The 13,746-nt window shown below is 44.4% G+C and carries 9 protein-coding genes; 2 read left to right on the top strand and 7 right to left on the bottom strand.

The window, feature by feature from the left end; all coding sequences use genetic code 11:
• Window positions 1–63: 63 nt before the first annotated feature.
• A complete protein-coding gene (gene hprK, locus NST85_RS13495) occupies window positions 64–978 on the bottom strand; it encodes an HPr(Ser) kinase/phosphatase (RefSeq protein ID WP_127191463.1) in 915 nt (304 codons plus the stop codon).
• 244 nt (window positions 979–1,222) lie between these two features.
• Window positions 1,223–1,771 carry a pyridoxamine 5'-phosphate oxidase family protein gene (locus NST85_RS13490; RefSeq protein WP_127191426.1) on the bottom strand — a complete coding sequence of 183 codons (549 nt, stop codon included), beginning with the start codon at window positions 1,769–1,771 and terminating at the stop codon, window positions 1,223–1,225.
• A gap of 216 nt (window positions 1,772–1,987) precedes the next feature.
• On the opposite strand from NST85_RS13490, the gene pdxR reads away from it, so the two are divergent.
• Window positions 1,988–3,418, top strand: a complete 1,431-nt coding sequence (pdxR, locus tag NST85_RS13485) for a MocR-like pyridoxine biosynthesis transcription factor PdxR (protein WP_341189551.1) — start codon at window positions 1,988–1,990, stop codon at window positions 3,416–3,418.
• Window positions 3,419–3,565: 147 nt separating this feature from the next.
• Here the strand turns inward: pdxR and NST85_RS13480 are convergent, their stop codons facing one another.
• The 5 genes from NST85_RS13480 to NST85_RS13460 form a co-directional block, all read right to left on the bottom strand.
• Complete coding sequence (locus NST85_RS13480; RefSeq protein WP_341189550.1) at window positions 3,566–4,846, bottom strand: chitinase; 1,281 nt, start codon at window positions 4,844–4,846, stop codon at window positions 3,566–3,568.
• Window positions 4,847–5,117: 271 nt separating this feature from the next.
• The gene (locus NST85_RS13475) at window positions 5,118–9,200 is read right to left on the bottom strand and encodes an immunoglobulin-like domain-containing protein (protein WP_341189549.1); all 4,083 of its coding nucleotides are present in this window, start codon (window positions 9,198–9,200) and stop codon (window positions 5,118–5,120) included.
• Between the two features lie 361 nt (window positions 9,201–9,561).
• Window positions 9,562–10,434: an AraC family transcriptional regulator gene (locus tag NST85_RS13470; RefSeq protein WP_341189548.1), complete on the bottom strand. Its 873-nt coding sequence runs from the start codon at window positions 10,432–10,434 to the stop codon at window positions 9,562–9,564.
• Between the two features lie 206 nt (window positions 10,435–10,640).
• Window positions 10,641–11,156 (bottom strand): hypothetical protein, encoded by a 516-nt coding sequence (locus NST85_RS13465; protein WP_341189547.1) that lies wholly within the window; start codon window positions 11,154–11,156, stop codon window positions 10,641–10,643.
• Window positions 11,157–11,447: 291 nt separating this feature from the next.
• Window positions 11,448–12,074: a hypothetical protein gene (locus tag NST85_RS13460; RefSeq protein WP_341189546.1), complete on the bottom strand. Its 627-nt coding sequence runs from the start codon at window positions 12,072–12,074 to the stop codon at window positions 11,448–11,450.
• Between the two features lie 272 nt (window positions 12,075–12,346).
• On the opposite strand from NST85_RS13460, the gene NST85_RS13455 reads away from it, so the two are divergent.
• A complete protein-coding gene (locus NST85_RS13455) occupies window positions 12,347–13,744 on the top strand; it encodes an RNA-guided endonuclease InsQ/TnpB family protein (protein WP_341191109.1) in 1,398 nt (465 codons plus the stop codon).
• The last annotated feature ends 2 nt before the right edge of the window (window positions 13,745–13,746 follow it).

The following is a 13,746-nucleotide window of genomic DNA, read 5'->3' as shown; positions in this document are numbered from 1 at the left end:
AAGAAGGAGCCGGCGATGATACCGGCTCCTTCTTTATAGTTAAATACTTGTTTAAGTCGCTCCCTACTGCATCTCATTTTCGATCCGCTGCATGAACTCTTCGGCTGCGCTGTAGCCGAGCTGCTTGAGATACCAATTGTTGGCCGCTGCCTCGATTAAACCGGCTACGTCGCGTCCAGGCTGAAGCTGGACTTCGATATGTGGAATTTGGACGCCGAGATATTCTGTGAATTGAGGAACAACCTCCAACTCGTTGTTCAGAGAGTTATCCTGCCACGGGGCCAGTTCAATATCGAGCACAATTCTTGTCTCGTCCTGAAATGCCTTGCGTCCATATTGGCGTACAACATTGATCAGACCAATACTACGCAGTGCGAGGAACTCGCGTGTTGTCTCATTATGCGTGCCGAGAAGTGTCGTCGGACCAAGCTTCTTGAGCACCACTATATCATCCGCTACGAACCGGTGACCTCTTCGAATGAGCGTATGGGCCGTCTCGCTTTTTCCAATCCCAGATTTTCCTCTAAGCAGAACCCCAATGCCCGATACATTCACGCATACCCCATGGATTGACAGTTCTGGAGCCAGACTCTTTACTAGATATCTATCCAGCTTGGCGATAAACTCCGTGGTCGTCTCTTCCGTCCGCAATAGCGGAATGCCCTCTTGATTGCAGAACAGGATCAGATAGGGAATCTCTTGCTGCCCCGACGTCACAATAAAGCACGGCGGATGATATTTGACAATGTTTCCGATATGCAGCTTGCGTTCTTCTACGCTTAGCGTCAATAAATAGTTAATTTCCTTGCGGCCGAGCACTTGCACCCGCTCCATAGGAAAAAAATCAAAATACCCTACGAACTCCAGCCCCGGTCTGTGCGTCCGTGGACGGGTAATCACATGATCCATGTGGCTGGCTCCCGCAAGCACTTCTAATTTGAACGTCTCCACAAGACTTTGAACGGTAATCACCTTCATGTAGTTCTCCTCCTGCACTAAGGCGTACCCGGAATACGCCTGATATTCAATACTGCGGTTACTGATATATTCCACGACAGATAGATCTATTCCTGCAATTGAGAGGTCTTCAGCAGGGTCAGTTAGCTTTAGTATTATATCTCCACTAAGTAACTCAGGCAAAATAATTATAATTAATAACGAAAAAATGCCCAATACTATATTACATAGTCATAGGGCATTCGCTTGTAACGTTAACTTTTATTTAAATTCCTCGTTCGACATTCGAGTTCGTTTTATACATTTTCTCCGCTTCAATAGGGCTTTCTTTTGCTGTCACCTGGTGCGGAATTACTCGGCAAACTTGAACCGGTCCACCGAATACAGCCGACCTATACTTGTCCACATGCTGCTTCGACAAGGGGCGGTTATGATAGCCGGGTACATATTTATTCATCATTTCCTGAAGTACATGAGTGGCTTCGTCCAAATCTGTGATTGGCTCTGCTTTTCCAAATATCATTACGCTCATATAAGCCGTATCCGTTTTGGCAGGTACCGGATCCGTGATGGTTCCGTATTCCTCACATACCGTAAAACATACCTCTGGATTTTCACTCATTACCTGATTACGTCTTCCATCTCCAGCCCCGTGAAAATAGAGCTTCCCATCAGTCCATACATAATTAAGCGGTACAACATAGGGGCGGTTTCCATCAACCAACCCAAGATACCCAATTCTCGATCGGTGAAGGAAACTTTCAATCTTCACTTGATCCTGGCACTCCCTGATCTTGTAACGAACTCTATCCATTTCGAAATCTCTCCTTCATTCATAAAATATTCATCACACTCCAATTGTCTTAACTCCGATAGTCTTCTAGAGTGCGGCAACGACTAGATTGCAAATACTAGCGTTGTTACGGTAGTATATCAATGATTGGATTGCGTTAAAACATCCAAATAATACATTTTTGAACAATCCATAATTTAATTTTATAGTTGGAACTTCTATTTGGAGGTGTGTACGATGATGAAAGTAATTCGTAATGATAAAAGACCCATCTGGCAGCAATTGCTTGATCAAGCCATTCATAATATTACTAGTGGAATCTGGGCGCCAGGAGAGTTGCTGATCCCTACCCGTGAACTTGCTCACATGGTAGGTGTCTCTCGCTCAACTATACAGATCGTCTATGAGGAATTGCTAAGTCGAGGTTATACAGTTACATCTCGCCGAGGAGGAACGCGAGTTAGTAGATGGAAGCAAGTCACGGAGTCAAAGAAGGAAATCATAAAAGATGGCCCCCTCCCCCCCTCACTTCCATTGTTAAACTCGGCTGTCGATCAATTACATGACTGGTTCAGAGGGAAAGAACAACGTGAGGTCGATATTGATTTTAGTCCCCATGAACCTTATTTGGATGGACAATTTCAAAAGAACTGGCGACAATCGCTTCTCCACGCATCCGCTGAAATGGATTTATCAAGCTGGGCTTACAGTAATCCCTATGGTTTCACACCACTACGTGAGGAAATTCAGCGTTATTTATCACTTGAACGAGGCATCCATATCCAAACCAATCAGATTTTATTGACCTCGGGAGCTCAGCATAGTATCGACTTAATCGCACAAGCACTTTTAGCTGATGGGAACACTGTCTCTGTAGAAGATCCCGGTTTTCCATCTGCCTGGATGGCGATGAAATACCGGCGTATGAATGTGGTGCCCGTTCCCGTTGATGAGTATGGTCTAGTGGTTGAGCATATTCACCCACAATCCAAACTGATCTTTGCGACCCCTTCGCACCAGTGCGCGGTCGGAGTCGTTATGTCGGAACCGCGTAGGCAACAATTGCTACATAAGGCCGCTCAAGAGCAATTTTGGATCATTGAGGACGATTATGACAGTGAATTTCGCTATCGTGGGGAGCCGCTTCCAACACTGTTTAGTCAGGCATCTAACAATACTTTGTACCTCATGAGTTTTTCTAAAATGATTGCTCCAGGCATTCGCATTTCGGCTATCGTTGGTTCCGTCGAGTCCATTGCTCAACTAGCGAAGGTACAGGAACTCACTTACCGTCATCTTCCGATTATGGATCAGCTAACACTAACCCACTTCATTAAGAATGGGCATTTTATGCGACATATGAGAAGAGTCAGAAATGTGTACCGACGCAGGCACGAAGCCATGACAAAGGCTATTATGGCTAGCGGTTTAGGGGAACGTTTCACACTAAGTGGAGTAGAAACGGGATTGCATATGTTACTTGAAGCTGAAGAGTCATACGACGAAGAAAATGTGACAAAATTAGCCCTACAACAGGGAATACGTATATACCCTCTTGGACCTTATTGCTTGGAAAGTAAAAGAAAGGGATGGGTGTTGGGGTTTGCAAAAGTAGATGAAACATCGATTGAGCAGGGGATTTATCGTCTTGCGGAGTTGATCTTATAGCTCTGATCATCACAAGCTAATTTTGATACGGCACTACACTCTTTTGTCCAAAAATTCATACATCATTTATGAAAAAAGGCACCTTATTATGAAGTGCCCCGATTCCATTAATAATGGTTAGACAGCGAAGCATAATTTAGTAAATCCTTAATCAATACCGTTTATTTTTCGCGGCGTACAGCTTTTAAATGGACTCATACCTAATGTATTTACTTTCTCTCCATCAATCGAAATCCCCATTTGAGTTGTAATTTTACGATAAAAACCAACGCGGCGACCGATACGACGGTCAGTTTCGTCTAAGTTGCCTTCAAGATTCCCGTTAATGATCATAATGGTAATACCAAAGCCTGGCTGTGTTAATCCTTTAGAAATATCCGATTCTGAAGGTGTCCAGTTGCCAACCATCACATCGTGAGCGGAAGGCTTCGGAGGTTGTGGTGTCATCCAGAACAGGATCGCTGTCATAAAGCCTAACTTGCCGTCATTTACAATATTCTCAGGCTGCTGAAGCAGCTTATCTTTGGTGCCATAAATAATTCCACTAATCAATCCGTAATTGTAGTTCCAACTTAGCTGTATCGGTCCACGTCCATGATAAGATTTGCCCGCAACTGGCGGAAAGTTGTCATTTTCTTCAACGTAATTGACCGTAGTGGTGTTGATATAAGATATTTCCTCATTCCAATACAACCCCCATGCAAACGGACCTCCAGGAGATGTTGGCATACCTCCGCCCGTTTCATGCGAAATATTGGCAAGAAAAGCTGCCAACTCATGCTTTCGTTTCAAATCAGAGCCTTCTTTAATAAAAGAACCAAAATCGACCGTTTTCGATAGAATCGGGCTCTTTACTTTTTTAAAATTAGCATTTTGGTAGATGAGCGTTTCCGTCTTTGTTCCTTTAACTAATCGAAATACGCGACTGTTCTTAGAATCGTCCTGTCTGTACTCCACCTTATATTTGATATTAGCTACATCCTTAACGGCAGCAATCAAGTTATTATAGGAATAATAGTCGGTTTGCTCTGCATTGTAATTTGGTTGATCAGCGGCAAATTTATGCCATTCCGACGTGCCAATGCGGTAAGGGAACAATTGTTCATATTCCTCTTGTGGCAGTGCATATTGTACGGCGGCAACGGCATTATCAGGTGAAAATTGTGGATCTAATGTACCCCATAAGGATGGGACCTGGGAATCGGTAAGAACGCGACTTTGACCAACAATTAATTCATCTAAATCTTCAGATTTCATTTCACTTTTCCCTCCAGTTTTCACTTCAGATAAGGTGGTTAATGGAACTTGCGGCTTCATTTTCACAGAATCAGTCAAAAAATATGAACCTAAATATGTAAACACTAACAAGACAGACAGTGCAATGGCGCTAATTAAAATAAACCTATTGCTTGTCATCTTCGTTTTCATGTTCATCCTCCAATTCTGGAAATGTTACCATAATCCCAATTATAGTCAGCATTAAAATTGTTATATATATGAGTAATCAACTATTATTGATAGAAAAAAACTTATTTTTAGATTACTACTTCATGACCCGCTTATCTGTTCTTATGAAGAAATGACGAGAGCGCTCATTTGTTTTGCCATTAGGGGCGGAATATAACTATATAAGAAAACTGTATGTTATAATCGAATGCAAAAAAACTGGCGACTGTTGAATACAGGCACCAGCAATTTTTCACATATATCCAAGCTTGATGAGCAGACGGCTCAGCATAAGTGCCATTTCAGCACGGGTTGTGGTTTGATGCGGTTTGAAATTTCCGGCATGGTCGCCTTTGATGATGCCGTATGCAAGCATTTGCTGCACTGCCTCAGCAGCCCATTTCGACACTTCACTCGAATCATTCAGCAGCGTCGAACCGTTTTCCAGGGCATTGGAGGCGGAGACGCTATCGTATGCGATCGCTCTCGCAAGGATGACCGCCAGTTCTTCCCTTGTAACAAAATCATTCGGGCGGAAGCTTCCGTTCTTGTACCCGGTCACCAATCCGGCCGCTTCTGCGGAGGAAACCACCTTTTCGTACCATTGCCCGGCAATATCGGATATAGCTGCGGGCTGAGCCGCCTCGGGAATGTCTAGCGCCCTGACCAGCAGCGCTGCTGTCTCCGCTCGCGTTAAGCCGGCATTCGGATCGAAGATGCCCTCCCCTTTTCCTTCAAAGATGAGCAAGGAAGCAAGCTTCTCCGCTTCGTTTCTTGCCCAGTGTCCTTGCATATCGGCAAAAGATTTCCGGTTATCAATATTCACGTACAAGCCGTCGCTGCTGATGGGAAGCAGCGCATAGGCTTTCCCTCCGATATTTTCATATCGGACCGGAACATATTGCAGCTGTCGAACCTGCTCGTTCCATACCGCTACAAATGTATCTTCATCGTTAGTTGGAACTGCTATGCGCCTTTTTACTTTGCTAGCTAATTGGTCAATGGCGATTTCAGCCCCGTCGCTAATGCTCATAACAATCTTAAACTGAACAGGGCCAGACAATAATTCTGCACCCCGGGATTTCAGCTCTGTCAATAAAGGAGCAGCAACCTCAATCTCTCCAGCATATATCGCAAAGTTGAGTTTATCTCCTTCTTTGCCTGCATATTGCTTATCTGCGGCAGCAGCCAGCTCGGAGACAGGCAACTTCATTGTGCCTCCGGCCGTTGACACTTGAATCACAAACGAAGGATTCAACCGGAGCAACTTGTGTGCCGTTTCTCCGCTCAGCTCGAAGTATCCCGTTGCTGCATTCTTAACGACCTCAATCAATCCGGATTTCACTTCAGACTGTTTAAGTTTAATTCGTTCCTTCTTATTATTCTCGCCGATGAAAGAGATATAAAAATCCGATTGCGGCTGCTCAGGCTCTTTAGGATGATCGGGTTCCTTAGGTTGCGCAGGCCCCTCATCAATTCGATTATTCTTTAAAACAATCAATTGAAACTGGCGGCTGTCCGATTCCAACCCTTTCGTTACTGTAGCCGTTAGCGTAACCTTTTGGTCGCCGGCCCCATACGATGGCCGTGATACCGAACCGTTAGTGGGATTAATCAGCTCCGTTCGACTTGAAGCCCATGTAATGGCAGAGCCATTCGTTCCTGCAGCTGGGAGCGTCAGTCCATTGCGCACGTGCGTTTCGTCATCACCGGCTACGTATCCGATCGCAAGCAGCGCTATGTCTCGGTCTACTGCCTCTTCATCCATCATATCGGCAGTGGCGATCGTTAAGTTATATAAGACGTTATATGTTGTCTGATTCGCATCAACCGCTGCTTCAAGCGTTACGGCTGAGTCGCCCGCCGAGTAAGCTGGCCGATGCACGGCTCCTATTGTTGCATCAAGTAAGCTGTTGTCCGAAGACGTCCAGCGGATCGGACGGCCTGCACCATCTACGCTCGGCAGCCCAACATTCGATTTCACCGCATCCGCCGTCTCTCCTGTGACAAACACCGGCTTTGGAGCAGCATAGACGGTTAACTTGCCAGTGTCGGTTATGACCTCATAATTGGACAAACGGTTCAACGGATCGAGAAGCTGTGCAGTAATATCATAAACACCTTCTGGGCTAACTTCTGTCGCCGTCGATTCATACTGTGCGGTAATTGAGTCGCCGGCAACAACACTTGTAAGATTACCGTCTAACTGCGGATTCGTCTTGCCGACCCATCTAGACGCCGAATCCGGTGCAACGCGTAGCTCTGCCTTCGTAACCGTCAGTTCGCCTTCCTTGATGACAACATGATAGTTACTCAGCTTGCCTCCCGGATCAGATAAGACCGGAACGATCGAATACAATCCCACTGGACTTGATACGGCTGCTGCTGTCGAATAGGACACCAGAATAGCATCTCCATTAACAAGACCAGTGATCGAACCAGATAGAGATGGATTGCTTTGTCCATATGCCCGCGCTCGATCCGCAGTAGTGACGGTTAAGGCTCCTGGCGTTACGGTTAAAGTGCCTGGCGAATAAGTGATTGCGTACTTCGTTGATGTCAAACCGCTGGCTGTTAGGTTATAATTTCCAATTGGGCTGGATGCGTCAGCGGGAGTAGAATGCACCGGTTGCCCAAGCGAGGAGGCCGTGTCCCATGCCATCAGTCCCCCATAGCTCATTGTGAAATTGCCATTAGACGTTCCATAGGGTCTAGTTACATTGTTAGGCGTTACAGTGAGCGGGGCTTTGTTGACCGTTAGCGTCGTTGTCTGCTCCGCCGCAGGGTAAGGATATGAAGCTGCTATCGATACTTTAAGTTCATAGCTGCCCGCAGCTTGTCTAAGAGAATAGCTGCCTGAACCATACCCCGCTGAATTCGTCGTCAAGTATCCTATAGCGCTTCCGTCACTGTAGACATTAACTCTCTTTCCTGCAAGCGGCCCTTCCGGAGTTGTCAGCGTCACCGATATATTTACAGATTGGCCATATGTACCGGTTATGGGAGCCACGGTTAGCGTAGTCGTATAATCCCTTGGAGAGTCACCAACATAAGTGGTAAAGCCCATGTCATAATTGGACCAATTGGAAGCAGTATAAGCTCTTCCTCCTGCATATACGTCGGTAGCATAGAGCTTCCATGTCGTTTGTGGCGTTTCCCCGATGGAAGACGTTAAGTGCATCGTATACTGTTGTCCTGCCTGCAACTGTGCCGGCTGATCGAACAAAACAGTCGTCCAGCCTCCTGGATTGGTAGGAATATTGCTGCTGCCAAAAGTCGCAGAAGCAAGCACCGATCCGGCTACGCTTTCTCCTGCATAGATACTGAGCGTAAACACAATTCCCGAGCTCCCGTAATCCGCCATGTACAATTCAATTTGATTCAGATAGCCGGATTTACCCGCCGTAAAGCTTTGTGCAAGTCCGTTCGCCCGATATGAGCTCCCCGGATCCCCTGCTCCTGATGTTTGATCCAGCGTATCGGCAGCCGCTACCGATGTAGCGACATTAGCATATTGCTCACCGTTAAAGTTGTAATCCTTTCTGTGCACATTTATTGTGTAAACAATATTGTTGTCTGCATCACTAGGATCCGCCGTTACAACTTGAATAGGATTTAACCCCACAGTAAGCTCAATCTGCTCTGATTCCTCACCTCTAACTACAGACTCGCCATTTACTAAAGCTACTGCAGAGCTGCCTGCTAGAATAGGAGTGAACGCAATTGATGCTGTCTCTTTACCTACATTGACATCAAATATGGCTTGATCAGCATTAAATCCACCGATAATACTAGAACCACTAGGAATAATATTAGTCATCATTTGATCAGCCGGAAGCACTCTGCGCTTATATACCTCTATCTCGAAAATACTAATTAATGTGGATGATTCAAATTGACTATTCTCTAGCTTAACGTAGCGAGCAGTTGTTGCAGAAAATTTATGTATATTTAACCCGATTGACGCATTGCTTATCGTGGCAACAGTTTCCCAGTCTGTCATATCGGATGAAACTTGCAACGTGTAGTCCTTTCCGTAAGTACCTTCCCAATTAATTGAAATTTCATTAAATTCATATATGTCAGCAAGGTCAATCGTTACAGTTCCCTTATCATCGGCATCCGATTCCCACCGGGTATTGGCAAGGCCATCTGTAATATTACTTGCTACTAGCGACGGTTCACTCCCTGAAATGCTTGAAACTTCAACCGTCTTTCCCAAAGCTAAATTAACATCGTATTCATTCTGTTGTGCAGCAATCATAGAAGTAGGTATCAAACTCAAAATCATAGCAATAATAACTTTCAGTGCTATAATGCGTTTACTTATCTTCAAAACTAGAACCCCCTTTAATAATTTTTACATAACAAATTGAGCACGATAAATTCCTACCCTCTCCTAATCTTTTACTTTATCCACATTAATCGACAAATGTATTAAAAGGAGTTTTCGATAATTCATTGATTTTACAATAATATTCGCCTAATAAATAGTGATCGTTGTCATGAATTCTGTCATATTACAAATTGTATTATAATGGAATTAAATTCCCATTTGTTGCATTCGTGTCGATCCGAACTCTTTTATAATCATTACGGCAATATCGTAGAATACTCCGTCATTCACGATGAACCAAAAGGCCATCCCTTTGTGGGATGGCCTGACAAATCAGAACGACAGTAGTAATCACCGTTTATTATTTTTTCAAAACCGGTATCCAAACCTCACTTCTGAAGGTTGGTGAAGATACATCCTTACTCTCATTCCATAAAATCTCCGGGCCTATTGCTAACTCATAATTAGCGGTAGGGAACCATTCAGAATAGATGCGTCCCCAGACATTTTGCAATGTATCGGGAAATGGTCCAACAGCTTCGAATACAGCCCATGTTGCTGCAGGGACATCTAGTTTTGTTAAATGTTCTGGGCATTCCTTGGTTGTAGCCACACCAACATAATGGTCAAGCTCACCCTCTTCTTCCATTCTCCCCTCAGAAAAATTCAACGATGCTTGAATCAGTCCCTGAGGTTCGACATTCGAGAGCTTTTTGAGCTGGTAGATGTCGTCGCTAGTTAAGCTTTTCCACATAGATACGATTTCCGGATTTACGCCATTAAATTGGATAGGCACCCTTCTCGTGATGCCTACGATATAGAATGGCTCTTTTTCAATGATACGATAATTCATTGCACTTCCCCCTTGAATGGTTAATTGAAAGGTCAAGCGCGGATAGGCTTTTAATGATGAGCCATGCAACTTTACCGAAGAGGGCGGAATACCGTGCAAGCCTTGAAAAGCTCTAGAAAACGCGTCTGCTGAGCTATATCCGTATTTCACCGCCACATCCATAACTCTCAATTCTCCGGTTTGAAGCTCAAATGCCGCAGATGTTAGGCGTCTCCGGCGAATGTATTCCGATAGCGTAATGCCTGCAAGGAATGAGAACATTCTAGAAAAATGATATTCGGAACAACGAGCCAACCTCGCCGCTTCCTTCAGGTCTATATCTTCAGCAAGATTCTCTTCAATGTATTGTAGAGCCCCGTTCAGATTGGCAAGCAAATCCATTCGAATGACCTCCCTTCACTAACAATATAGCAAGTTTCGTCGGTATCCATCCGACATCTCATGCACAGTTTTGCTGGGTTATCTAAGAGAAACATGCCACTACTTATCTAACGTTTCACAGTATCATCTATAGAGCGAAATCAAAGGGTACTCGATCGGGTGCCTTGCTTTTATGTATGCTACGGCTCTGCTCATGAAAATAAATCCTACACCTTTCCGAGATTTTTTATAATTTCACGATAACGCATCGTCGCCAGTGAACTAGGCTGGCCCTTTTTGCAGAAAGAAAGCTTGGCCAGATTGGGAACAACACGTTCAACGACAATCTGTCCATCTACCAGTTTGGATTCCAATGCTTCTAAGGCTTCCAAGAAACGTCTGTCCTTCTTGGCACGGTCATAAAAGGATAACACATAGACATATACAAAAAGATTGTAGCTTCGAAATGGAAATTCCACCTGCATGAACAATGTTCCCATCCCATAGTGACATGGACCAATCGGTTTTCGAATGTTCCAGTGCTCGAGCAAGAAATCTACTGCACTATCAAGGGCAGGTTCATGATTGAAACCATTCCTAAAGCGAAATGCGTTCAAAATAGTGAGAGTTGGGAACGGATTGGAATACTCTGTCTCTGGACCACGACCAAAGCTAAATTTATTACATCGCCAGCCACCATCAGGATATTGGGCAGCCAAAAGGTGTTGGAAGGTTTTTTTCATTCTGGTATCCGATGCATATCCCAAGTGGCAAAGCACCTCAGCCACATGTGCAGTATGCAGGGGTAAATTCCACCTTGCGGATATACCTCGAAACGTCCGTCATCCTGCCAAGTGCTAAAGATCAGCTCTGCCGTTTCCTTTGCATAATGCATCATATATTAAGGATCTTCTTCTACATCTCTCTACTCAAAAGTTCGCCCTACTTATGATACGGTTCTCCCCGTATAATCTTAACCTATCCAGCCTGTTAGCTTAATAAAGGGCTGCCACTCGAGAGCCCTCAAACATAGTTTACTTTTCTGCGACACCTTGGAGAACGATTGTATCTTCAAGGTACTCGACAGGTTGATCTTCATGCATTTGATATTTCATCTCCGCTAATTGGGATTTGATTTCTTCTTCTGTTCTATCGCTACCATAAGTAAAACGATCAAACTCAACGCTCGTTACCAACAATTGACCCTCAATCAGGTTCAGTATGTATTTCTTATTCGTCTTTGTGAACGGCTTATCTTGTACTTCTTTCATATGGCTCGTATAAATGAATACTTCGTTTTCCTGCTCACTATCGTATGGTTTTGAAAATTGTATCGTTTCTTTTTGACCATCTAGCCCTATTTGTTCTATCAACCTAAGCATATACTCCTTATGTTTATTCCATTCATCTTGAGGCATTCCCTTCAATTCTAAACTAGTGTAATTAACTCCGTCATAACCAAATATGACTCGCTTACTCTCAGCATCTAAATATGTATCACTGACAATTTTGTCCACTTGAAGAAAATATGTATCATAGTCTATTTTGAAGTAATAAAGATCGTATTCGCTAGTTTCAAGTTCCTTTATCTTTTCTACAATTTGCAGCTTCACTTTTCCATCTAACGATTGTCCACCACTACAAGCAACTAAAATTGACATAAGCAGTATGGCACCGCCAACTAGACATTTTTAAAACTCATTATGAATGAATCATCCTTTCAACATAAGTTACTACTTCAAAATATATTCGAATCTATCAATTTTCGCCGAGAGTACTTCCACTTCTATTAGTGGTAGGTGAATCGGCGACCTCCTGAATAATTCCACAAGATATTCTTCCCTTCCTAAATCCTAAGAGGTATAATATTAATAGAACATGCGTTCGTGATTGGTTGCTGGAAGGGGGTGAAGTTTTGTCAGTTTCAAAGCTAATGTACAGAACCCATCAAGTATGGATTAAGCCAGGCCATCGCTTGTTTGCGTACCTTGATCAAGCATGTCAAGATGCCAAGAACCTGTATAACACGACCAACTTTTACATAAGGCAGATCGTTACTGCCTTTGGGAAGAATGAGCCACTTCAGCCGTTGCAACAGGAAGTTCTGGAGACGCTGGCGTCACATATTGACCTCATGAACGAACGACGAAGTGAAAAGAACCGCTCCCATCCGTTCAAGCTACCATCGCAAGAGAGTCCCTTTATTCATTACACTTTCTTGGACGCTTTGTTCAAAGTGATGAATCAAATCGATTATCGGGCGCTCCCGACGCAGTGCAGTCAGGGAATCATGAAAGTGGTGTTCCATAACTGGAACGCCTTCTTTGCCAGCATGAAGGACTACCGCCAGCATCCTGAGAAGTACAGCGGCAAGCCCCATATTCCGGGATATGCTCGGAACAGGGTGAAAGAAGTCATATTATCCAATCAAGACTGTGTGATCAAAGAACGGAAATTTCTCAAGTTTCCAAAGACCAAGCTGCAACTGAACATCGGGAAGCTGAGCTGTACCGACGGACAACTGATGCAAGTACGTGTCGTCCCAAGCCATGGACAATATGTGGTCGAATTGATCTTCGCTTGTCCGATCGAACAGAAGGAAGTGCTACAAGAACACGTGCTAGCGATTGATCTTGGCGTCATCAATCTTGCAACCATCGTCACGACCACCGGAGCGAAACCGATCGTTGTGAAGGGCAAGATCGTTAAAGCGATCAATCAGTATTACAACAAGATGAAAGCGTACTATACCGGCATTCTTCGTCAGGGCAAGAAACCGTGCGAAGGAGCGCATACGTCTAGACGATTAGAACGGCTCCATCTGAAGCGCCACCGTAGGATCAAAGACTTGTTCCACAAGGTAAGTCATTATATCGTTACGTTGGCAGTGGAGCACAACATCGGTACGATCGTCATAGGGCATAACGATGGATGGAAACAAGCGCCCGGGATCGGACGGCGAAACAATCAGTCCTTCAGTCATATTCCCCATAAGATGCTCATCCGAATGATCGAGTATAAGGCAACAGAACAGGGAATCGTCGTTATCTTGACCGAAGAGGCGTATACCTCGAAAGCCAGCTTCCTGGATCAAGACCCATTGCCGAGTTATGGTGAAGAGGGGACATGGATCTACTCAGGCAAACGGATGTATCGCGGTCTGTATAAGAGCACGAAGGGATTGATTCATGCCGATGTCAACGGCGCGGCCAATATTATGCGAAAAGTATTCCCAAACGTATCCGCCATAGGAGCGAATGGGATAGAGGGGTTGGATGGTAACCAGACCATCAACGTGTCAACTCCACTGGTGTTAAGCATCCTGAAATAAAT

The sequence above is a fragment of the Paenibacillus sp. FSL K6-2524 genome (assembly GCF_038005525.1).
Lineage (GTDB): Bacteria > Bacillota > Bacilli > Paenibacillales > Paenibacillaceae > Fontibacillus > Fontibacillus anaericanus.
Note: the sequence above shows the minus strand (reverse complement) of the source record. Positions and strands in the feature narration are given on the sequence as shown.

Coding starts and splice junctions, on each gene's coding strand:
- hprK (WP_127191463.1), bottom strand. CDS start 978: ATGAAGGTGATTACCGTTCAAAGTCTTGTGGAGACGTTCAAATTAGAA.
- NST85_RS13490 (WP_127191426.1), bottom strand. CDS start 1,771: ATGGATAGAGTTCGTTACAAGATCAGGGAGTGCCAGGATCAAGTGAAG.
- pdxR (WP_341189551.1), top strand. CDS start 1,988: ATGATGAAAGTAATTCGTAATGATAAAAGACCCATCTGGCAGCAATTG.
- NST85_RS13480 (WP_341189550.1), bottom strand. CDS start 4,846: ATGAAAACGAAGATGACAAGCAATAGGTTTATTTTAATTAGCGCCATT.
- NST85_RS13470 (WP_341189548.1), bottom strand. CDS start 10,434: ATGGATTTGCTTGCCAATCTGAACGGGGCTCTACAATACATTGAAGAG.
- NST85_RS13465 (WP_341189547.1), bottom strand. CDS start 11,156: ATGAAAAAAACCTTCCAACACCTTTTGGCTGCCCAATATCCTGATGGT.
- NST85_RS13460 (WP_341189546.1), bottom strand. CDS start 12,074: ATGTCAATTTTAGTTGCTTGTAGTGGTGGACAATCGTTAGATGGAAAA.
- NST85_RS13455 (WP_341191109.1), top strand. CDS start 12,347: ATGTACAGAACCCATCAAGTATGGATTAAGCCAGGCCATCGCTTGTTT.